The sequence below is a fragment of the uncultured Clostridium sp. genome (assembly GCF_934754915.1).
GTDB lineage: Bacteria > Bacillota > Clostridia > Clostridiales > Clostridiaceae > Clostridium.
Window position 1 is genome coordinate 30,147 of sequence record NZ_CAKVKB010000011.1, and the last position, 22,559, is coordinate 52,705.

General features: G+C 29.8%; 17 protein-coding genes and 1 tRNA gene. 1 reads left to right on the plus strand and 17 read right to left on the minus strand.

All coding sequences use genetic code 11. From position 1 onward, the window contains the following. From Q0F58_RS03615 to Q0F58_RS03670, 12 genes are all read right to left on the minus strand, one after another. Window positions 1-2,100 carry a xanthine dehydrogenase family protein molybdopterin-binding subunit gene (locus tag Q0F58_RS03615; protein ID WP_294372703.1) on the minus strand — a complete coding sequence of 700 codons (2,100 nt, stop codon included), beginning with the start codon at window positions 2,098-2,100 and terminating at the stop codon, window positions 1-3. 1 nt (window position 2,101) lies between these two features. Beyond that, window positions 2,102-3,397: a dihydroorotase family protein gene (locus Q0F58_RS03620; RefSeq protein WP_294372706.1), complete on the minus strand. Its 1,296-nt coding sequence runs from the start codon at window positions 3,395-3,397 to the stop codon at window positions 2,102-2,104. A 145-nt stretch (window positions 3,398-3,542) separates the two neighbouring features. Beyond that, the gene (locus tag Q0F58_RS03625; RefSeq protein ID WP_294372709.1) at window positions 3,543-4,562 is read right to left on the minus strand and encodes a molybdopterin-binding protein; all 1,020 of its coding nucleotides are present in this window, start codon (window positions 4,560-4,562) and stop codon (window positions 3,543-3,545) included. A gap of 13 nt (window positions 4,563-4,575) precedes the next feature. After that, window positions 4,576-5,169, minus strand: coding sequence for a TetR/AcrR family transcriptional regulator (locus Q0F58_RS03630; protein ID WP_294372712.1), 594 nt, complete (start codon window positions 5,167-5,169; stop codon window positions 4,576-4,578). A 230-nt stretch (window positions 5,170-5,399) separates the two neighbouring features. Next, on the minus strand, window positions 5,400-6,380 hold the full coding sequence (locus Q0F58_RS03635; RefSeq protein WP_294372714.1) for an ABC transporter permease: 981 nt from the start codon (window positions 6,378-6,380) through the stop codon (window positions 5,400-5,402). Window positions 6,381-6,382: 2 nt separating this feature from the next. Next, window positions 6,383-7,492 (minus strand): ABC transporter permease, encoded by a 1,110-nt coding sequence (locus tag Q0F58_RS03640; protein ID WP_294372716.1) that lies wholly within the window; start codon window positions 7,490-7,492, stop codon window positions 6,383-6,385. Further along, window positions 7,485-9,023, minus strand: a complete 1,539-nt coding sequence (locus tag Q0F58_RS03645) for an ABC transporter ATP-binding protein (RefSeq protein ID WP_294372718.1) — start codon at window positions 9,021-9,023, stop codon at window positions 7,485-7,487. Before Q0F58_RS03645 ends, Q0F58_RS03640 begins: the two co-directional genes overlap by 8 nt. Before the next feature lie 77 nt (window positions 9,024-9,100). After that, complete coding sequence (locus tag Q0F58_RS03650) at window positions 9,101-10,330, minus strand: BMP family ABC transporter substrate-binding protein (protein WP_294372720.1); 1,230 nt, start codon at window positions 10,328-10,330, stop codon at window positions 9,101-9,103. A gap of 395 nt (window positions 10,331-10,725) precedes the next feature. Further along, window positions 10,726-10,816 (minus strand) — tRNA-Ser (locus tag Q0F58_RS03655). 60 nt (window positions 10,817-10,876) lie between these two features. Then, complete coding sequence (locus Q0F58_RS03660; protein ID WP_294372722.1) at window positions 10,877-11,443, minus strand: phosphatase PAP2 family protein; 567 nt, start codon at window positions 11,441-11,443, stop codon at window positions 10,877-10,879. A 133-nt stretch (window positions 11,444-11,576) separates the two neighbouring features. Then, complete coding sequence (locus Q0F58_RS03665) at window positions 11,577-12,038, minus strand: nucleoside deaminase (protein WP_294372726.1); 462 nt, start codon at window positions 12,036-12,038, stop codon at window positions 11,577-11,579. A gap of 72 nt (window positions 12,039-12,110) precedes the next feature. Next, window positions 12,111-13,394, minus strand: coding sequence for an HlyC/CorC family transporter (locus Q0F58_RS03670; RefSeq protein ID WP_294372728.1), 1,284 nt, complete (start codon window positions 13,392-13,394; stop codon window positions 12,111-12,113). A gap of 326 nt (window positions 13,395-13,720) precedes the next feature. Here Q0F58_RS03670 and Q0F58_RS03675 point away from each other — a divergent pair, with 326 nt between their 5' ends. Further along, a complete protein-coding gene (locus Q0F58_RS03675) occupies window positions 13,721-13,978 on the plus strand; it encodes a TM2 domain-containing protein (RefSeq protein ID WP_367118149.1) in 258 nt (85 codons plus the stop codon). Between the two features lie 182 nt (window positions 13,979-14,160). Here the strand turns inward: Q0F58_RS03675 and adhE are convergent, their stop codons facing one another. The 5 genes from adhE to Q0F58_RS03700 all read right to left on the minus strand — a co-directional run bounded on the left by adhE (window position 14,161) and on the right by Q0F58_RS03700 (window position 21,950). Further along, entirely contained in the window at window positions 14,161-16,788 is a 2,628-nt protein-coding gene (adhE, locus tag Q0F58_RS03680) for a bifunctional acetaldehyde-CoA/alcohol dehydrogenase (RefSeq protein ID WP_294372733.1), read from the minus strand. 454 nt (window positions 16,789-17,242) lie between these two features. Next, on the minus strand, window positions 17,243-18,409 hold the full coding sequence (locus Q0F58_RS03685) for an iron-containing alcohol dehydrogenase (protein ID WP_294372736.1): 1,167 nt from the start codon (window positions 18,407-18,409) through the stop codon (window positions 17,243-17,245). Window positions 18,410-18,535: 126 nt separating this feature from the next. Continuing rightward, complete coding sequence (locus Q0F58_RS03690; protein WP_294372738.1) at window positions 18,536-19,483, minus strand: carbohydrate kinase; 948 nt, start codon at window positions 19,481-19,483, stop codon at window positions 18,536-18,538. Further along, entirely contained in the window at window positions 19,476-20,930 is a 1,455-nt protein-coding gene (locus Q0F58_RS03695) for a sucrose-6-phosphate hydrolase (protein ID WP_294372740.1), read from the minus strand. Before Q0F58_RS03695 ends, Q0F58_RS03690 begins: the two co-directional genes overlap by 8 nt. Before the next feature lie 21 nt (window positions 20,931-20,951). Further along, on the minus strand, window positions 20,952-21,950 hold the full coding sequence (locus Q0F58_RS03700; RefSeq protein WP_294372743.1) for a LacI family DNA-binding transcriptional regulator: 999 nt from the start codon (window positions 21,948-21,950) through the stop codon (window positions 20,952-20,954). Between the last annotated feature and the right edge of the window lie 609 nt (window positions 21,951-22,559).

Genomic DNA, 22,559 nt, shown 5'->3' on the forward strand with positions numbered 1-22,559 from the left:
CTATATTACTTCCATAAGTCTTTCTGGTGTCACTGGAATTGCATACATATCTTTTGATACTGCCTGCTCTATTGCTGCTTCATAAGCTGGTGCTGTTCCAATTAAAGTAAGTTCTCCTGCTCCTTTTGCTCCAAATGGTCCGCCTTCATAAGGATTATCCACAAATTCTATTCCAAATGGTACTGTATCTTTAGATGTTGGTATTATATAATCTGTCATACTTGCCTGACGTATAGTTCCATTAATATTTTCCATTTTCTCCATAGAACCATAACCAAGTCCCTGTAACATTCCACCTTCTGCCTGGCCTTTCATTATAGTTTTATCAATTGTCTTTCCTACATCAAATACTCCCCATACTCCTAGCAATTTAGATTGAGCAGTCAACATATCAACTTCAAGTTCTACCACATTAACCCCATATGAATATGTTGGATAAGCATCTCCTTGGAATGTTTCCATATCCCATGGAATCATATCTGTATGCTGATAATGTTCTTCTATAACCAAAGCTTTTCCATCTTCCCATTGTTCCTTCATTTTCTTTGATGCACGTTCCAATAACTTTCCTACAATCATAAGAGAACGCGATGCTACTGTTGGTCCTGAATTTGGAACCTTATCCGTATCTGGATTTTCTATTTTTATTCTTTCCAATGGTACCTCTAATATTTGAGCAACTATTTTGGAAAATGTTGTTTTAATACCTTGTCCTATATCTGCGTTGCTTGCAAGTATTTCTAAAGTATCATCTTCATGTTTAACCAGCTTTACTACAGATTTTATAAGATCCTTTTCTGCTGATCCTGTAAATCCACATCCATGTAAAAATATAGACATTCCTATTCCTTTTCTATATCTTCCAGTCTGAATTTTTTTATATTCTGAATACTTTCTGCTGTAATTACACATATCCTCGATTTTATCTATCATTTCCATTAAAGGCACATGATGATGATATTCTCCATTAGTTGAAGTCTTATCTCCTTGCTTTATCATATACATCTTTTTAAAATCTAAAGGAATAATATTTAATTTCTTAGCAATATGATTCATCAATGTTTCAATAGCAAAAAAGCTTTGTGGTGCACCAAAACCTCTATAAGCACCATTGCAAACTGTATTAGTAATCATTGCTTTCCCATCTATATGTAAATTTTCAATGTTATATACACCACATGCTGCAATTAGTGAACGCTGTAAAACCACACTTGATAATCCAGCATATGCACCTGCATCTAATTTGATATCTGCATATATAGCTGTAACTTTACTATTCTCATCTAATGCAGCTTTATAAACTAATTTTCCTGGATGACGTTTAGGTGTTACTGCCATATCTTCTCTTCTATTCAATATAAGCTGTACTGGATGTCCAGTTTTGAATGCTGCTACTGCTGCTTGACATCCTAACATAGATGGATAATCTTCTTTACCACCAAAACCTCCTCCTGTAACTGTCTGTATAATTTGTACTTTATCTTCATCAAGGCCCATAGCCTGCATAACTGCATTTTTAACATAATATGGACACTGCATTGAACCATAAACTGTTGATTTTCCACCCTTGTATATTCCAATTGCTCCCTGTGGTTCTAGATATGCTTGTTCCTGATATCCTGTAAAAAAAGTTTCTTCTATAATTTGCGATGCATTTTCAAATGCTTCATCAGGGTTTCCCTTTATATAATTATAAGAAGCAGCTGATTCTGTAGAATCATCAATTTTTAATACTGGTTTAAATTCTTCATATTCAATTTCAACCTGTTTAGCATATATATTAACTTTTTCTTTATCTGGTCCTGCAATCATCAGAACGCCTTCACCAATATATCTAACAATATTATTGGAGAATATTGGTTGCTCACTTGTAATAACTTTCAATTTATTTTCTCCAGGAACATCTTCTGCTCCAATAACTTCATAGCCATGTTCCATTTTAGGAATATTTATATTCTTTATTTTCCCATAAGAAATTGTAGATCTTACCATAACACCATAAAGCATTCCTTCAAATTTCATATCTGCAATATAGATAGCTTTGCCACTCATTTTTTCATCATGATCTTTTTTCTTAACTGATTCACTAATATCTCTCATGCTACTCGCCTCTTCTTATATATTTTCCCAAATGCTCTTTGCCTAATATTTTCCCACCTGTTACTATAAGTCTTCCTCTACTATAAACCTTCTCTATTTTTCCTCTTAATATTTTTCCATCATAAACACTCATTTCATCATTAACAATTGTATTTTTTTTAGGATTGAATATTGTAATATCAGCATCATATCCTGGAAGCAGATTTCCTTTGTGCTTTAATCCATATGCTTTGGCTGGTCCTTTTGTAAATTTATCAACAATATTTATTCCATTTTGACCGTACATATTCAAAAATGAATATCGAATCCCCCCAATTCCCATAGGTATTTCTCTTGTATATTTATGTTTTTTCTGTTCTTTTGTATATGGACAGTGATCTGTTCCAATAGTACTTATAACCTCTATTTCTTCATTCAAAAGAATCCTCTCTTCCTCTGAACGTATTGGTGGAGTCATTGTATATTTATATCCGTCTTCACTCTCTAACTTGCTACTATTTAATAAAAAGTAGTGTGGACAGCTTTCTAATATAATCTGATGATTCTTCAATTCTTTATAAAACTGTTGATCTAATGCTTTTGCACTGCTTCCAGCACTTACATGAACAATATACAAATTTCCTCCAGTCTTTCTCGCCATCTGTGCTAATTTAATAACTTCTATATTTTCAGTTATTACAGGTCGTGATTTTTCATGATCTTTTACCAGTATATTTTTTTCTTTCGAAATAAGATCATCATTCTCCGCATGTACAACAATAACTGCATTTTCTGTAGCAGATTCTTTTAATAATTCATAAATATAATCATCATATGTCCTTCTATCTGTATTTGAATATGTTGTAAATAATTTAATAGAATTAATTCCATATTTTTTACTTTCTTCTATTATTAATTTTGCAGAATCAACAGGATTTGCAATAGTTGTATGAAAAGAGTAGTCTACAAGACTTCTTTCTGCCATTTTATTTCTTTTATTAAATTCCTCAGAAATCTGTTCTGCTTTTTTTACAGGATCCAAAAAATCAATATAAGTTGTCACCCCTCCTAAAGCTGCTTCTTTAGAACCTGCTTCAAAATCATCCTTAGATATGTTGTTGCCTACGCCTAATGCAAAATGTACATGAGGATCAATAAATCCAGGTAAAACATAACAGCCTGATACATCAACTTCGTTTTTAGAATCAAATTTTTCTGTTGAAACAGCACTTATTTTTTCATTTTTTATATAAATATTCATATTTTGTAATTCTCCATCTAAATAAACAGAACCATTTTTTATACCTAAATCAAACATATCTCTTCCTCCTTTTTACATCAGTAAATATGCAATTTAATTTCATTTTATTTGAATATATATAAAAATAAGTAAATAAATTTTAAAAACATTTCTAGACTTCTTATAATATTTATTAAACAAATTAAAATAATTAAATAATATTCTATTTTCCAAATCCACAATTAGGAAATGTACATTGACTACATCCTAAACATAATCCACCTTCGCCAAGGACACTTAAATCTTTTTGTGTGATTTTATCATCTGCAATAATTCTTGGAAGAACTAAATCAAAAATAGTTCTCTTATTATACATTACACATCCTGGTAATCCCATTATAGGTATATTTTCTTGAAAATAAGCTAATAAAAACATTGCTCCTGGTAATACTGGTGCTCCATAAGATATTATTTGTGCTCCAGTATTTTTAATTGCTGTTGGTGTTGTATCATCTGGATCAACACTCATTCCTCCAGTGCATATTATAAGATCTGCTCCATCATTAATAGATTTCTTAATTTCTTCTGTTATCAATGATGGATTATCATTCAATATTTTCTGTCCTAATACTTCAACATCATATTCAGCTAATTTTTCTCGTATTACAGGTCCAAATGCATCTTTTATTCTTCCATAAAAAACTTCATTTCCTGTTGTAATAATAACTGCTCTTTTTTTATTAAATGGAAGTAATTGTAATATAGGTTCATCTCCAGCTAATTCTACTGCATGCTTCATTTTTTTCTCTTCAATAATTAATGGAATTATTCTTGTACCTGCAAGTTTATCACCCTTTTTGATCGGAAAATTTCCATGTCTTGTTGCTATCATCATTTCTCCAATTCCATTAATTTTATTAAGACGTTCTGTATCAACCTTAAATAATCCATCAATTTCAGCTATAAGTTCAATTTTTCCTTCCTTTACATCTGAGCCCTTCATATTATCATTTTTGCAGATTCTATATAAAATTTCTGCAGCCTCATTTTCATGAAGAATTCCTTCCTTTTTCTCCCATACATAAAGATTATCTTTTCCCATCGATAACAATACAGGTATATCTTCTTCTGTTACTATATGACCTTTTTTAAACACTGCATCTTTCTTTTTACCTGGAATAATCTGCGTCATATCATGACACAAAACATGTCCAATTGCATTCTCTGTTCTTATCAGCTTCACTTTTTTTACACCTCTATTTCATTTCAACACTTTCAACTTCTTGTTGAATTGATTTTAAAATCATGTTCTTTCCAAATTCAAAATACTTATCTAGATTGAATCTTTTTTCATCAATTAAAAATTGTATCGTAGCACCCTCTAAATATGAAACTATTTGATATGGCAGATATTCCTTTGTTTCTTCTGATAATTGTGGAACATGTTTTTCTAACATTTGGCGTATCTCGCTTCTCCAGCCTTCAAAAGATTCTGAAAAATTTGATTTTATCTGTTTATTAATACGCCCCTGTACCCAGAAATCAACTTCTGCATAATCAAATTCTTTATACTTTGTAATAAATGCCTTCTTTTGATCTATAAATATATCTAATTGCTCTTCTAATGTATCTTTTTTGTTTTTTCCATAATGTTCTCTAAGCTTTAAGCATTTTTCAAGAACTTTTTTCTGCAATGCAAACATAAGCTCACTTTTCGTTTTAAAATAATAATGTAAATTAGACTGAACCATTCCTGCTTTTTCCGCAATTAAATGCATTCTTGTTCCACTTATTGTATATTCTCGCACAACATCCAAAGCAGCTTTTAAAATTTTATCCTCATTCTTCATAGACATTCCTCTTTTTCACTTCAAATGCATTAATAAAAAATAAAAAGAGGTCGAACGCCATAAAGCGTTCAACCTCTTTGTTATAACTAATTTAAGTATATCATTTGGAACAGATTTGTCAATATTTTTTGATCATTTAATCAATCTTTTTTTGACTATTTAATCAATATATTCCATATACACAAAAGATCAATTACCAAAATACACAATTTAATATTATTATAAAATCATCAACGATCTTCTCTGAAATATGATTGTCCAAGTGCAGCTGGCGGCTGATTCTCCATTCTATTTCTTGCACTTGTTATAATTAATACAATTATTGTGACAACATATGGAAGCATTTTAAACAATTCTTGAGCTCCTCTGCTCAATCCTGGAATATATATATAACAAATATACAATGCACCAAATACAATTGATCCTAATATGGCATTTACAGGTTTCCATAATGCAAATATAACTAATGCAATTGCAAGCCATCCTCTATCGCCAAATCCATTATTTGTCCATGTTCCCCCTAGAAATTCCATTACAAAATATAATCCACCAAGACCACTGATAGCTCCACCTGCTACAGTTGCAATATACTTGTATTTAGATACATTTATTCCTACTGAATCTGCTGTTGCTGGATCTTCACCAACAGCTCTTAAATTCAATCCCTTTTTAGTTTTTTTCAAAAAGATAGATAGACATATTGCAATAACAATAGATAAATACGTTAATATACCATATGAAAATAAAACATCTCCTAATATTGGAATCTGAGATAATCCTGGGATTTTAGCTTGATATGCACTAGCAGTTACTGCAACAGAAATTTGTCCAACACCACCTGCTATATTACTTATAGAACCTCCAAAAAAGTTACCAAATCCAATACCAAAAGTAGTAAGTGCTAGTCCAACTACATTCTGATTAGCTCTTAAAGTTATTGTAAGAAAACTATATATTAACCCAGCCAAAGAAGAACATAACAATGCACATATTAATGATATAAAAAAACCAGTCAAGGCATTTGGATTGCTGTTTCCATTTTCATAAAAGAAGGCACCCATAAGTCCTGCAATTCCTCCCATATACATAATACCTGGAATTCCAAGGTTTAAATTACCTGATTTTTCAGTTACAATTTCGCCACATGCCCCAAACAAAATTCCAATTCCTTGGGCTATGGCTTTTTGAATAAATACAAAAATCACACTCATACTTAAGCCTCCTTATTGTTTTTTACAAATTCAAGTTTGTAGTTTATAAAGAATTCACATCCAATTAAGAAAAATAATATTATTCCAGTTATAATATCTGATGCATTTTCATTTAATCCAAATTGTGTTGCAATTTGAATAGAACCCTGCTGCATAAATATTAATATTCCAGAAACTAATATCATTGCAAATGTATTAAATTTAGCCATCCATGCAACAATTATAGCTGTAAATCCAAATCCTCCAGATGTACTTGTTGATATTGTATGACTTGCTCCACTTACAATAATACTTCCAGCAAATCCACATATTGCTCCTGAAAGGGCCATTGTCTTCATAATTACTTTTTTTACATTAATACCAGCATAACGAGCTGTATCAACGCTTTCTCCAACTACAGATATTTCATATCCCATCTTGCTCTTTTTCATAAAAAAGAACATTCCTATAGTTAACATTGCTACTAAAAGCACATTAAGACCATAAGTCAATCCAAACAATTCCGGAAACCATCCAGCTTTTGTTGAAGAATTTATTATTCCAACAACATTTGAACCTGCAGGATTTTCCCAAAAAACAATACAGAATGTTACTATCTGCATCGCTACATAATTTAGCATTAATGTAAATAATGTTTCATTTGTATTAAAACGCGCTTTAAAAGCAGCAGGAATTAATCCCCATACCATACCAGCTATTGAACTTGCAATAAAAATACATATTATTAAAATACTATTAGGAATTTTATCTCCTGCATAAATCATAAGTGCTGCGGTTGCAACTCCACCCATAAGTATTTGTCCCTGAGCCCCTATATTCCAGAACTTCATTTTAAATGCTGGTGTTAATCCTATTGCTATACATAATAATACTGTTATTTCACGAATTGTAACCCATGTTCTTCTTGTATTTCCTACTGCTCCTTTTACTATTCCTGCATATATTTCTAAAGGATTTAAATGAGTAATAGGTATTATAAATAATGCACATGTAATTAATGCTAAACAAAGAGCTACACCTCGAATCAGCCAGGCTTTTTGTATAGATATAGAATCTCTTTTCACCATATGAAATATTGGTTCTTTATTAGAAATACTTTCATTGTTACTCATTTACTGCTTTCTCCTCTCTATTTTTCGTCATAAGAAATCCAATTTCTTCTTTACTTGTTGTTCTTGCATCTACTATTCCAGTTACTTCGCCTCCATTTAAAACAAGAATTCTATCACTTAATTCAATAAGTACATCTAAATCTTCAATAACAGTAATAACTGCTACTCCTTTTCTCTTTTGTTCATTCATTAAATTATAAATTGTATATGATGAATTTATATCTAATCCACGTACAGGATATGCAAGCATTAATACTGTTGGTTCTGCCGCTATTTCACGTCCTACTAATACTTTCTGTACATTACCACCAGATAATCTTCCAACTGGTGTTTCTGTTCCTGGTGTAACAATTCCTAAATCCTTAATAAGAGAGTCTGCCAATTCTTTAGGTTTTTTCCTATCAACAAAAAATCCACGTGTTTTCTTATAATTCTTAAGCATCATGTTATCTGTCATTCCCAAAGATGCTACAAGTCCCATTCCCAAACGATCTTCTGGAACAAATGAAACTTTTATCCCCTTATTCTGAATATCTGCTGCTTTCATTTGATCAAGCTGAATACTTTCTCCTTCAGGCGAATTATAAATAATTTTCCCTCCATGCACATTCTGAAGACCAGCTATAGCTTCTAACAATTCTTTTTGACCACTTCCTGCAATTCCTGCAATTCCTAATATCTCACCACTATTTGCTGTAAATGAAATATTATTTAATGTCTTTCTTCCTTCAGCATTTATGCATGTAAGATTAGTTATTTCAATTCTCTTCTCACAATTTTTAGGTTCATCTCTTTCAATATTCAAGCTTACTTTTTCTCCAACCATCATTTCTGTCAATGATGAAACTGTTGCAGATTTTGTTTCTATGGTTCCTATGTATTTCCCTTTTCTCAAAACAGAAACTCTATCTGAAAGTTCTAATACTTCATTTAATTTATGAGTAATTATTATGATTGATTTTCCAGATTTTCTCATGTTTCTAAGCACATTAAATAACTTTTCTGTTTCTTGCGGTGTTAAAACTGCAGTAGGCTCGTCTAATATTAATATATCTGCACCTCTATACAATACTTTAACTATTTCCACTGTCTGTTTTTGTGATACTGACATATTATATACTTTCTGAGAAGGGTCTAATTCAAAGCCATATTGAGCAGTTAATTCATTAATTTCCTTCTCAACTTTCTGCATATCAAGTTTTTCTTTTCCAGGCATACCAAGAATAATATTTTCTGCTGCTGTTAATATATTAATCAGCTTAAAGTGTTGATGAATCATTCCTATTCCTAGAGAAAAAGCATCTTTGGGAGAACGGATTGTAACTTCCCTACCATCAATAAATATGTGTCCTTCATCAGGAAAATATATACCTGAAATCATATTCATAAGTGTTGTTTTTCCACTTCCATTTTCCCCTAATATAGAAAGAATCTCTCCTTTTTTTACAGAAAGATTTACATTATCATTTGCTATCACTTTTCCAAAACGTTTAGTTACATTTTTTAATTCAATTGCATTATTCTGCTCCATAACAACCTCCTAAAAAATCATGGAACTGCATAAAGCAGTTCCTAAGATATTATTTCTATTAAATTTTTACAGGTATATTAGTTGCTTTTTGTTAATTCTGTAATACCATCAATTCTAATATCAAATGATGGAGCTGATGTCTTTTCAGATTCATGATAATATCCATCAGATACAAAATTCGCATATTTTTTGTAGTTTTCATCAGATTTAATTAAATCCTCAAGAGATGAACCATTTACTGTAAATTTACTTGTATCAAATACATGTAACGAACCATTTTTGATAGCATTTTCAACTTCAGCCACTTTTTCTTCTGTACCTGGTGCAACAACATCTTTATTTAATTCAGTAATGCAGTCAGCGCCTTCAGAATATCCTTGACACCAGTCTGTATCAATTGATTTACCTTCCATTACACATTTTACAGCATAAGTATAATAAGGTCCCCAATTAATAGATGCAGATGTTAATGCAGTCTTTGGAGCAGTTGCAATCATACTTACATTGTAGCCAACAACTGGAACGCCTGCCGCCTCACAAGCAGTTGGTGCACCTGTTGTATCAGCATGTTGACTTATTAATACACAACCATCAGCAATTAAAGCTTCAGCAGTAGATTTTTCTAAATCCATGCTTGCCCAGCTATTTGTATATTGAACTTCCATTGTTGCAGCATCACATACACTCTTAATTCCAAGATAGAAAGCTGTATAACCAGAAACAACTTCAGCATATGGATAAGCACCAACATAACCAACTTTACATTTATCTTTAGTAATAGTACCATCTTCAATCATTTTATTTAATTTTAAACCAGCAACTACACCAGATACGTAACGTGATTCATATACAGATGTAAAATAATTATGCATATTGCTTAAACCTGAAGTTGCAGCTTGGAAACCAGTTGCATGACAGAATTGAATCTCTGGATATTCTTTTGCTGCCTGTATTATATAATCTTCATGTCCAAAGCTATTAGAAAAAATAATGTTACATCCTTCTTCTGCTAAATCTACAGCTGCATCATAGCATTTTTCATCCTCTGGAATACTCTTCTTTTCAATTATTTGATTATCAGCTAATCCAAGGGATTTTTTCATTTCACTAATTCCCTTCATATGAGCTTCTGTATACCCTTCATTTTCATCTCCAATATAGATAACCCCTACTTTAATCTTAGAAGCTTCTGTTGAAGCATTCTTATCTTCTGTAGAACTTCCACCTGTTGCTCCTCCTGAACCACAGCCTATCAGCATCAAGGCTGCCATTGATAATGCTAAAAGTGTGCTTATTGCTTTTTTCATAACCATTTTCCTCCTAAAATAAAATCTATACATTGATTTTTTGTATCAACAAATCACATTTATTACTTAATATGTATTTTCTTGATTTTTTATACATATACATGATAAAAAATAGCGTTAAACATATCAATGATATGCTCAACGCCTTTGTTGTATACCATATTTCTCTATTTATTTAAAGTATATCACTAAGGATTGATTTGTCAATACATTTTTTATCAACTAATCAATTTAATTCATATTTATTTTATATATAACTTAATTGTAATTAAATGTTTATAGCAAAACTTAATTTTTCTTTTCATTATCCCATATTTAAATTAATTAAAAAAATTACACACAAATAGTCTTTTACTATTAAGTGTGTAATATATAGTAAAATATTTCAAGCAAAATGGCGGAGAGAAGGGGATTCGAACCCCTGATAGAGATATTCCCTATACATACTTTCCAGGCATGCTCCTTAGACCTCTCGGACACCTCTCCGTTTCAATTTTAATTCTTAATCATTTTATCATAGATGCTATTTTATCTCAATAATAACATCTAACTCCATAATGAAGGATATTTATGTGATAAAAATTCATTTACTTTTTCATTTTTAATCAATAAATTATATAAAAAAATAGAACATATTATTCCTAATACAGCACCTACAAAAACATCTGTAAAATAGTGAGCATATAAATATACTCTTGAAAATGCTGTTAAAAAAGCAAGTATAAAAGCTGGAATCCCAATTTTTTTATTTACTTTAAATAAAATAGTTGCAGCTCCAAAACTACGAATTGAATGCCCTGACGGAAAAGAATATCCAGATGGTTTTGCTATTATTAAATTTAAAGTTTGATAAACATCACAAGGCCTCAATCTCTTAACTATAGGTTTTATACACAGACTTGCTAATACTATACATACTCCTAATGAAATTAATAATACTATTCCATACTTTCTATATTTTTTAATGCTTATAAATACAGCTGCTATAATAAGCCATATTATAACTCCTCCCAAATGACTTATTACTGGCATTATCTTGTCTAAAAAATCACATTGTATACTATTTTCAACAATATTAAGTATGCTATTATCTATAGCAGTTATAATGTTCATAATTTTTTTGTTCCCCCGATTCTAATTCTTTATCATTTGTTTTTATATAAAAACTTTAAATTCCTATCAATTATACTATTTTATCGATATATATATCTTACAAACTTATTAAATAAAACACTTATCTATCATTTCAAATAAACACTCTATTTGTTTTATTTTTTCTGCTTTCCTCAAAAAATCTCACAAGAAGCTTAGAACACTCTTCATCATACAACCATTTAACTTCAACAAATGAATTTAATCTTCTGCTATCCAAAAGACTTATTACTGAACCGCAAGCTCCCATATCCTTATTAAATGTTCCTATATATACTTTTGAAATTCTGCTCTGGACTATTGCACTTGCACACATTGGACATGGTTCAAGTGTTACATACATTTCTGCTCCATCCAGTCTCCAATCTCCTATATTTTTTGCTGCTTCTTTTATTGCTAATATTTCAGCATGAGCAGTTACATCATTTAAAACTTCTTTTAAATTATGTCCCCTACCTATTATCACACCATCCTTTACAATCACTGCTCCAACAGGAATTTCTCCTTCATTATATGCTTTAAGTGCTTCAATTTTTGCTTCATCAATAAAATCCATTCATTCTCATCTCCCTTTAATTCATCAAGATAAATTCTAAAAAAACTGCTGATAAATTCAGCAGTTTCAAAATTAATTATCTAGTTCTTCTTTTTCAGAATCTTCAACTTTATCAATAAACATCCTTACTTTTTTTACTCTGTTCTTTTCTACTTCTTCTGCAACAAGTCTTAGATTACGGAACAATACTTCTTCATTTTTTTCAGGCATTCTTCCAAGTTCTCCAATCATTAATCCACCAATTGAATCAAATTCTTCTGAATCAATATTCATTCCAATTAAATCACTTATATCATGAAGTCGCACACTTCCATCAAATACATATTCACCATCTTTTACAATCTCAACTGATTTGTTATAATCATCATACTCATCTTCAATGTCTCCAACTATTTCTTCTACCAAATCTTCAATTGTTATTATACCTACAGTTCCACCATATTCATCCAAAACTACTGCAATATGATTTCTGCTTTTTTTCATTTCTTTAAATAGTTCTACTATCTTTTTAAATTCAAATGTATAAAATGGCTCTCTCATATATTTTTTAACATTAAAATCTTCACGTAAGTTTTCAACCATAGCCAAATCCTTAACATTCAAAAAGCCAATGATATTATCAATAGTTTCATTATAAACAGGTATTCTTGAAAATTGTTCACTTTTAATTACATTCATCACTTCATCATAAGTTGCTTCCTGATCAATTGAAACAATATCAACTCTCTGAACCATAACGTCTTTAACTTGTTGGTCAGCAAAATCAAAAACATTAAAAATCATTTCTTTTTCAACATTTTCTAAAACTCCTTCTTCTTCACTTACGCCAACCATAGTCTTTAATTCTTCTTCTGTTATAAATGATTCATCTTCATTAGGATTACATCCAACAAGACGTATAAAAAAAGATGATATCATTGTAAAAATATATATAAATGGCTTAAAAATAATTACCACAAATTCTATGAACTTTGATACTTTCATTGAAACTGATTCAGCTTTCTGCTTTGCTATTGACTTTGGTGTTATTTCTCCAAAAATAAGTATTAATATTGTCATAACGCCAGTTGCGATACCAGCTCCACTGCTTCCAAAAATATTTGTAGCTAATATTGTAGCAATAGATGATGCTCCAATGTTAACAACATTATTTCCTATTAATATTGCCCCTAAAAGTTTATTAGGATCTTCAATAAGTTTTTCAACACGCTTTGCTTTTGGCACGCCTTCTTCAACCATATGTCTCAATCTGATTTTACTTAGTGACATCAACGCTGTTTCTGACATTGAAAAAAAGCTTGATAATGCAATTAATATAATTAACACAATTATCTGCCATATATAACTAGGGTCCAAAAATAATCACTCTCCTCGATAAATTTAAGTATTAATTTAAATTATACCATAATATGTTTAAAAGTAATATAAATCTATTCATTTTATAACATTCAAATTTTAATATCATATAAATTTTCTCTATTATCTTTTTACATTTAAAACTTTATATTCCATATATCTTAATATAAATTTTAATTTTGCAATATATTTTGATTTTTATAGTATCTAATATTTTTATCCCAAAAACATGCATTTTATCCCATTTTGTGGATATGAACCCATAATAATAGTAGAATTATGTTAAAGAATTTTCAAATTTATAATAAATTTAGGGGGATTAGATTATGGAAAATCAACTATTAAATAATGGAATAAATCCATCTTGGCCAGTAAAAAATAAGATAGTAGCAGCTCTTCTTGCTATATTTGTAGGAGGTTTAGGAATCCATAAATTCTATTTAGGTAAAATAGGACTTGGAATAGTTTATTTGGTTCTATGTTGGACATGTATTCCATCATTTATAGCTTTTATTGAAGGTATTATCTATTTGTGTTCAGATGATTACAAATTTCAAATTAAAAATCAAGTTAGATTAGGATAATTTTTCATGATTAGTATCATAAAATTTAATTTATCTTCTACATACTAATTTAAATTTCACATTTTTAAATAAAAAGGACTGTCTCATTAGATTATAACCATAGCATCAGTATTACTTATAGCTTAATCTTTATGTGACAGTCCTTCTTATTTATATATTGTAATTAGGAATAATTTTTATTACTACTTCTTTTTATTGTCTTTCTTTTCTTTGCTGTCAGCAGACTTAACCCCATATGCATTTAAGTACATTTCCTTTAATTCTCTCATTAATGGATATCTTGGGTTAGCTCCTGTACATTGATCATCAAATGCCTGTTCAACCATTTCATCTAATTCTGCTCTGAATTTATCTTCATCAACACCAGCTTCTTTTATAGTCATTGGCATTCCAACTTTTCTTTGTAATTCTTCTACAGCTTTGATTAATAGTTCTACCTTTTCAGCTTCAGTCTTTCCACCCAATCCTAAGTGATCAGCTATTCTAGCATATCTAGCTACAGCTTCTGGATATTTGTATTGTGCAAATGCTCCTTGCTTAGTTGGTGCTTCAGTAGCATTAAATCTGATTACTTCTTTTAATAATAATGAATTAGCCATACCATGTGGTAAGTGGTGGAATGAACCTAATTTATGAGCCATTGAGTGACAAATTCCTAAGAATGCATTTGAGAATGCCATACCAGCTATACATGATGCATTAGCCATTTTTTCTCTAGCCTCAACATTAGTTGTTCCTTCATTATATGCTAATGGTAAATAATCAAATACTAATTTGATTGCTTCTAAAGCCATTCCATTTGTGAATTCAGTTGCCATTATCGAAACATAAGCTTCCATAGCATGAACTAATACGTCAATACCAGCACAAGCAGTTAATCCTTTTGGTGAAGTCATCATTAATTCTGGATCTACTATAGCCATGTCTGGAGTTAATTCATAGTCAGCTAATGGATATTTTACTCCTGCTTCTTCATCAGTTATAACTGCAAATGGAGTAACTTCTGAACCTGTACCAGCTGAAGTTGCTATAGCTACCATCATAGCTTTTTGACCCATAGTTGGGAATTTGTATATTCTCTTTCTGATGTCCATGAATGTCATTGCTAAATCTTCAAATGATACTTCTGGATGTTCATACATAACCCACATAATTTTAGCAGCATCCATTGCTGATCCACCACCAAGTGAAATTACAACATCTGGATTAAAGCTTAACATTTCTTTAGCTCCAGCTCTTGCACATCTTAAAGTTGGATCTGGCTCAACATCGCAGAATATCTTGTATTGAATTCCATGTGCTGATAATACATCTGTAATTTTATTAGTATATCCTAAGTCAAATAATACTTTGTCTGTTACGATAAATGCTTTCTTTTTACCCATTTCAGCTAATTCTTCTAAAGCTATTGGTAAACAACCATATTTAAAGTAAGTTTTTTCTGGAACTCTGAACCAAAGCATATTTTCTCTCCTTTTAGCAATAGACTTAACATTTATTAAATGTTTAGGACCAACATTTTCAGAAACTGAGTTTCCTCCCCATGATCCACAACCAAGAGTTAATGATGGTGCTAATTTGAAGTTGAATAAATCACCTATAGCACCTTGAGATGCTGGCATGTTTATTAATGTTCTAGCAGTTTTCATTGTATGTCCAAATGCCATTATTCTGTCTTTACATTTTATTTCATCAGTATAAAGAATTGATGTGTGGCCTAATCCACCTAACTCTATTAATCTGTCTGCTTTTTCTAAACCTTCTTCAAAATTCTTAACTTTATACATAGCTAATACTGGAGATAACTTTTCGTGTGAGAATGGTTCTTCTAATTCTACTGAAGTAACTTCTCCAACTAAAACTTTAGCACTTTCAGGAACAGTAACTCCTGCCATTTTAGCTATCTTATAAGCAGATTGACCAACCATGTCAGCATTTAATCCGCCTTTTTCATTTAAGATTATTTTTCTTACTTTATCTATTTCTTCCCCTTTAAGAATATATGCTCCTCTTATTGCTAATTCTTTTTTAACTTCTTCATATTTTTCTTCTACTACAAGAATTGATTGTTCTGATGCACAGATAACCCCATTATCGAATGTTTTAGATAAAAGTATTGAGTTTACAGCCATTTTTATATCAGCTGTTTCATCAATAATTGCTGGAGTGTTTCCTGCGCCAACTCCTAAAGCTGGTCTTCCAGATGAGTAAGCAGCCTTAACCATTGCTGGACCACCTGTAGCTAATATTATATCTGATTCAGCCATAACATTTTGTGATAATTCAACTGATGGTTGATCTATCCATCCGATTATTCCTTCTGGAGCACCAGCTTTAACTGCAGCTTCTAATACAACTTTAGCAGCTTCAATTGTAGCATTTTTAGCTCTTGGATGTGGAGAAATGATTATTGCATTTCTAGTCTTTAAAGCTATTAATGTTTTAAATATTGCTGTTGATGTTGGATTTGTAGTTGGAACAATAGCAGCAATAACTCCAATCGGTTCAGCTACTTTTGTAATTCCATAAGTGTTATCTTCTTCTAAAACACCACAAGTTTTCATATCCTTATATTTATTATATATATATTCAGCAGCAAAATGGTTCTTTATAACTTTATCTTCAACTATTCCCATTCCTGTTTCTTCTACAGCTAATTTAGCTAATCTTATTCTGTTGTGATTAGCTGCTAAAGCTGCTGCTCTAAATATCTTATCTACTTGTTCTTGAGTAAATTCTGCAAATTGCTTTTGGGCTTTTCTAAGCTCCGCAATTCTTTGTGTTAATTCTTGAGCGTTTGTAACCTTCATAATTAATTCCTCCAGATCCATTTATATTAATTGGATTAATTTCATCTTTACTATAATTGTTTGTTTTATTTTTTAATATACTTTTGATGTTTGTTATTTTTTTAACACATCTTACAAATTCATTGTAGTATATTGTTTATTTTTTGTCAAACTTTTTTTAATATTTTTTAGTCTAATTTAATTAATTTTTGCCGATTTTTTCTTATTTTTTTCATTTGCCCCTTTAAAATTCAGTCTTTTAGCTGTTTATTCTAAATTGAGCAAAAATTTATTTTTAATTATTTTTGTTTAACTTTGTTATTTTTTATCCATCCTTATTTTTACTTTTATTCCTTTTTGATTATATTTGTTATTTTTTTATCAAACATTTCAAATAAAAAGCAGTCAGATATAATCTTGACTGCTTTTTATATTATTGTAATTTCATTTAGAAAAACTCTCTATTATGCTAATTTTAAAAATCAACCTTATTTCCATAATATGTGCATTCAAATAATTTTTCCATTGTAGCATCATCTATTTTTCTTGGATTAGATCCTGTACACGCATCTAAAATTGCATTGTGTGCTATAAATTTTAAATTAGCTTTAAAATCAGTTTCCTCAACTCCATAATCTTTCATTGTATGAGGAATGTTCAACTTATCATTAAAATCATTTATCAATTTAACCAATGAATCTGTTAATTCTGCATCAGTATTTCCTTCTAATTTTAGCATTCTTGCTATATCAGCATATCTATCCTCACATACTTTTCTATTGTAGTTTATTACATATGGTAAGAAAATAGCATTTGCACATCCATGAGGAATATGAAATACTGCTCCAACTTTATGAGCCATAGAATGAACTATTCCAAGTAAAGCGTTTGAAAATGCCATACCAGCCAAACATTGTGCTTCATGCATTAAATTTCTTGCTTCCTTATCACCATTAAATGATTTCACTAAATATTTATTAACCATTTCTATAGCTTTCATTGCTAACGGATCAGTAAAATTAGATTTTAAAGTTGCAGTATATGCTTCAATCGCATGAGTTAATGCGTCCATTCCAGTATGGGCTACTAGTTTAGGCGGCATAGTCTGAGCTAATTCCGGATCTACTATTGCTATATCTGGTGTTATATTAAAATCTGCCAAAGGATATTTAATTTTCTCTGTATAATTTGTTATTACTGAAAATGCAGTAACTTCTGTAGCAGTACCACTAGTTGATGGAATAGCTACAAATTTAGCTTTCTGTCTAAGTTCCGGTAACCCAAACGGAACAACAGCCTGTTCAAAAGTAAAATCTGGATATTCATAAAATATCCACATAGCCTTTGCAGCATCTATAGGAGATCCTCCTCCCATAGCCACTATCCAGTCTGGTTCAAACTTTCTCATAGCTTCTGCGCCTTTCATAACTGTTTCAACAGATGGATCAGGTTCTACTCCTTCAAATAATTCTACTTCCATTCCTGCTTCTTTTAAGTAGTCTTCAACTTTTTGAAGAAATCCAAATCTCTTCATAGAACCTCCACCAACTACTACAAAAGCTTTTTTACCTTTTAATGTTTTTAATACTTCCAAAGAGCCTTCTCCATGATATATATCTCTTGGTAAAGTAAAACGTGCCATATAACATTCCTCCAATCCCCAATTATAAATATTATTTACAATATAATTATAACATATTTTTCAAACGATTACATAAAAATTAAAAAATCTACCCATTTAGAGAATCCCAATAGGTAGATTTTATTTCTATTTAATTGCATTGACTTCTGCTAATGTTGGCATTGAAGCTATTGCACCATAATTAGTACAAGTTATTGCTCCAACTTTATTAGCAAACGCTATTATTTCTTTCCATTTGTCCATACTTATATTCTTCTTATCTTCAATATCCGAAACTTGTTTTAATACTGCGCCGACAAATGAATCCCCAGCTCCAGTCGAATCAACCTGTTTAATTTTTATTGATGGTATTATTACATTTTCACCAGAAACACTTAAATAAGTTCCCTTAGAACCTAAGGTTACAGTTACAACTTTAACTCCTAATTCATGTAGAACTTTAACTCCTGCGTCTAAATCTTTTTGACCAGTAATTAATGTTAATTCTTCATCACTTAATTTAGTGAAATCACTATTTCTTAAAAATGCTTTACTATCTTCAACAAATTGAGCTAGCATATCATCCTTTATTAATGCATCTCTATAGTTAGGATCAAATGATACATATATATTATTCTTTTTTGCATAATCTAATAATTTAAAATAAGTATTTTTTAATTCTCCATCTAAAAATCCAGTAGCTGATCCAAAATGAATTATATCTGTTGATGTTATTTTTGATGTATCAATATTATTAAAAGAATATTCTCCATCACTTCCTCTTAAAAAATCAAAATTACGTTCTCCATTAGCATCAATTCCTACTAATGCAATTGTAGTGCTTCCTTTTTCAACTGTCATTTCTGTATTTATATTTAAATCTTTTAATATCTGAACTAAAAATTTGCCAAAGAAATCATCTCCAACCTGTCCTAAAAAAGCAGCATTTCCTTCAAGTTTAGTTATTGCAGCTGCAACATTAGCTGGTGCTCCTCCTGCTTTTTTTTCAAATTTTTCTCCATACATTAACCCTTTATTATCAACGCACACCATGTCAATTAATAATTCACCTATACAAAATACATTTTTATTCATATTTAATCCCCCTCATACTCCATACTTTTAATTCATTTATTTTTACCTTTTTATCATTTTCCAATTCAATGCTGAAATCATCATATTTAGGAAAATACATAAATGTAGTTGTCTCTAAACCATCCTGATAATATATTTCCATAACAGAATTATCAATAAATGCATGTAATTTCAATGACTTATCACTTTTAAGTTTGAATTTTCTTATTCCTTTTCCGCCAAGTTTCATATTGTTTCTATCTATAGTACAAACTTCACTTTCTTTATTATAATTTAAACTTATATATTCCTCATTAAATACAAATTTTAAATTAACCTCTTCAGTTTCTTCCAAAGACAAATCTAAATCTATTTCTAAATTTCTTGAAGGTAAATTAAGTATATATTTATCATCAACAAAATTATCCATCAATATAATTTGTTTTTCTCTTAAATTCTCTAATTCCTTTAAAGGTTTTTGATATAAAACATTATTTCTATATTCAATAATTCTTGGCATAGTTAATGTAAACATCCATCCACCATTATCTGAACTTGGATATTCTGAATCCTTATCAGGCATACCTACCCATCCAATCATTATATTCTGTCCATTATGGGTAAATACTTGAGGTGCATAAAAATCGAATCCCATATCAATCTCTTTAAATTGTGTATGATTTTTTAACTCTATAGTTTCAAAATCTAAATCACCTATTAAATATCCTGACTGATATATATTCTGATATTTAAATTCTTCTTCCTTTAAACCTTGTGGAGAAAATAGGAATGCATATTTATCATCTGAAACCTTAATCATATTAGGACATTCCCACATGTATCCGAATTCCTTTAAGTCAGTTTTTAACTCACCTGCAAGACTCCATTTTTCAATGTCATCAGATTTATATATTAATGATGTTCCTGTCATATTTTCTCTTTGAATTCCAAGAACCATATAATAAATACCTTCATGAGTAAATATCATAGGATCTCTAAAGTGAGCAGTATATCCTTCTGGCTGTTTAAATATTATAGGACCCTTTTTTTCAAATGAACCGTCTTTATTATAGTCTGCTATACATTGATAAGATTCTCTTTCATTTTTTTCGTTTTTCACATTTCCTGTATAAAATAATTTTAATGTTTCATCTTTTATATATGCTCCTCCTGAATAGCATCCATCTTTATCAAACCAATCTTCAGGTTTTAAAATTATCTCTGGTTTTGTAAAATTCACAAAATCTGATGTCTTTACTAATCCCCAGTGCTTAGTTTTATGCTCACATCCAAAAGGATTCCATTGATAAAATATATGATATTGACCATTAAAATAACTTAAGCCATTAGGGTCATTAACTAATCCAAACGGCATCTCAATATGATTTTTGTTTCTCCATATATTTTTATCATCTGCTTTATAAAATTCATCTAATTTTTGTTTGATTTTTTCATATACTTCAGCCATGGTTACCTCTCTTCTAATTCATTAATTAATTATTAAGTTGCCAACACTTTCTCTTTCTATTAATCTAAGTGGTATTTTGCTATCTCTGTCTATTTCTTTTCCATCAATTAATTGCAAGATTCCTTCTGCTGTTTTCTCACCAGTAAGTTCATAATCAAATTCAACTGTCGTTAATGCAGGATATGTTACACTGCTTATTTCATATCCTCCAAATCCAGCTACTGAAACTTCTTCTGGTACTTTTATATTATTTTCATGCAGATATCTTAATACTCCTAAACATATATTATCAGTTGCACATGCTACTGCAGTAGGGTGATATTTCAAAATTTCAGCTCCCATTTCATAAGACTTTTTAAATGAAAATCCTGTTTCAATAAAGTGCACATCAGCTTTTTCATTATTTTCTTTAAATGCATCAATAAATCCATTTTTTCTTTCAATTCCAACTGCCTTATCATCTTCTGTAACACCAGCAAATACAACTCTTTTATGTCCCTTGTCTTTAAAATATTCTCCCAATACTTTTCCAGCTTTATAATCATCAATTTTTATTGAATTTATAAATTCATTTTCCTGTCCTGTAAAAATCACTGGAATTGACAATCTACTGACCAATTTTATATGTTCTTTTGTAATTGCAATGGAATTAACTATTATTCCATCAACCCCTTGTTGAGATAAACTTTTTATGTTAGCCAATTCCTTTTCGACACTTAAATCACTTATTAAAATAATCCCTTGATAATTGTTCTGCTCCAATCTTCTATTAATCCCTGTAAGAAGTTCCCCTACAGTTACAGAATTAATTCTAGGAATAACAATTCCAATCAATCTGCTTCTCTTTGTCTTAAGTCTTTTTGCAAAAAAATTAGTTTCAAATCCTGTCTTTTCAATTGCCTCTTTTATTTTTTTTGCATTTTCTTCACTTACATATCCATTATTTAAATATCTAGAAACACTACTTTTTGATACATTAACCATATTCGCAATATCTTGAATTGTAACTTTTTGTTTCATTTTTACCTCCAAACAATCTTTAATTATCTACTTTACTATATTATATAGTTTTACGGAAACACTTAACAATGTACAATCCTATCTGATTAGATAATTAATTGTAGATTATATATTGCAATTAACAATGTACAATTAATTTATAATAAATGAAATCTTTGCAAAATTTCTTTAATATTTTTACATGTATCAGATAACTTTTCGCTTTAAAATATGTATTATAGATATTTCAATATTAATCTGTTTTATCTCTTTCTTTTAAAAATCGTTTTCACAAAAATATGATACCAATTCCATATTCATTATGTCAAGATTTTTTATAATTTATATAATAATTTAGCAATAATATTTTCATTTAATATATTTTGTATTGAATTTCTTTTTATTTTCTAGATATATTTTATGTTTAAGAAAAGTATTATAAAGATTTCTTCATTTATTTTAATTTACATATTATCACTTCGAACTTATATTTAATTGTTTTCTATTTTATAAATTATATTATTTTAAAATAATTAAAATCCCAAAAACGCTTTATAGAATCAATCTCATATAATTTTCTATATTAAATAATCTCCTTGCCATATTTATTGGCAAAGAGATTATTTATAT

Excerpts from the sequence above, each read along its gene's own strand:
- Q0F58_RS03615 (WP_294372703.1), bottom strand. The coding sequence starts at position 2,100 with ATGAGAGATATTAGTGAATCAGTTAAGAAAAAAGATCATGATGAAAAA.
- Q0F58_RS03620 (WP_294372706.1), bottom strand. The coding sequence starts at position 3,397 with ATGTTTGATTTAGGTATAAAAAATGGTTCTGTTTATTTAGATGGAGAA.
- Q0F58_RS03630 (WP_294372712.1), bottom strand. The coding sequence starts at position 5,169 with ATGAAGAATGAGGATAAAATTTTAAAAGCTGCTTTGGATGTTGTGCGA.
- Q0F58_RS03635 (WP_294372714.1), bottom strand. The coding sequence starts at position 6,380 with ATGAGTGTGATTTTTGTATTTATTCAAAAAGCCATAGCCCAAGGAATT.
- Q0F58_RS03640 (WP_294372716.1), bottom strand. The coding sequence starts at position 7,492 with ATGAGTAACAATGAAAGTATTTCTAATAAAGAACCAATATTTCATATG.
- Q0F58_RS03645 (WP_294372718.1), bottom strand. The coding sequence starts at position 9,023 with ATGGAGCAGAATAATGCAATTGAATTAAAAAATGTAACTAAACGTTTT.
- Q0F58_RS03650 (WP_294372720.1), bottom strand. The coding sequence starts at position 10,330 with ATGAAAAAAGCAATAAGCACACTTTTAGCATTATCAATGGCAGCCTTG.
- Q0F58_RS03660 (WP_294372722.1), bottom strand. The coding sequence starts at position 11,443 with ATGAACATTATAACTGCTATAGATAATAGCATACTTAATATTGTTGAA.
- Q0F58_RS03665 (WP_294372726.1), bottom strand. The coding sequence starts at position 12,038 with ATGGATTTTATTGATGAAGCAAAAATTGAAGCACTTAAAGCATATAAT.
- Q0F58_RS03675 (WP_367118149.1), top strand. The coding sequence starts at position 13,721 with ATGGAAAATCAACTATTAAATAATGGAATAAATCCATCTTGGCCAGTA.
- adhE (WP_294372733.1), bottom strand. The coding sequence starts at position 16,788 with ATGAAGGTTACAAACGCTCAAGAATTAACACAAAGAATTGCGGAGCTT.
- Q0F58_RS03685 (WP_294372736.1), bottom strand. The coding sequence starts at position 18,409 with ATGGCACGTTTTACTTTACCAAGAGATATATATCATGGAGAAGGCTCT.
- Q0F58_RS03690 (WP_294372738.1), bottom strand. The coding sequence starts at position 19,483 with ATGAATAAAAATGTATTTTGTATAGGTGAATTATTAATTGACATGGTG.
- Q0F58_RS03695 (WP_294372740.1), bottom strand. The coding sequence starts at position 20,930 with ATGGCTGAAGTATATGAAAAAATCAAACAAAAATTAGATGAATTTTAT.
- Q0F58_RS03700 (WP_294372743.1), bottom strand. The coding sequence starts at position 21,950 with ATGAAACAAAAAGTTACAATTCAAGATATTGCGAATATGGTTAATGTA.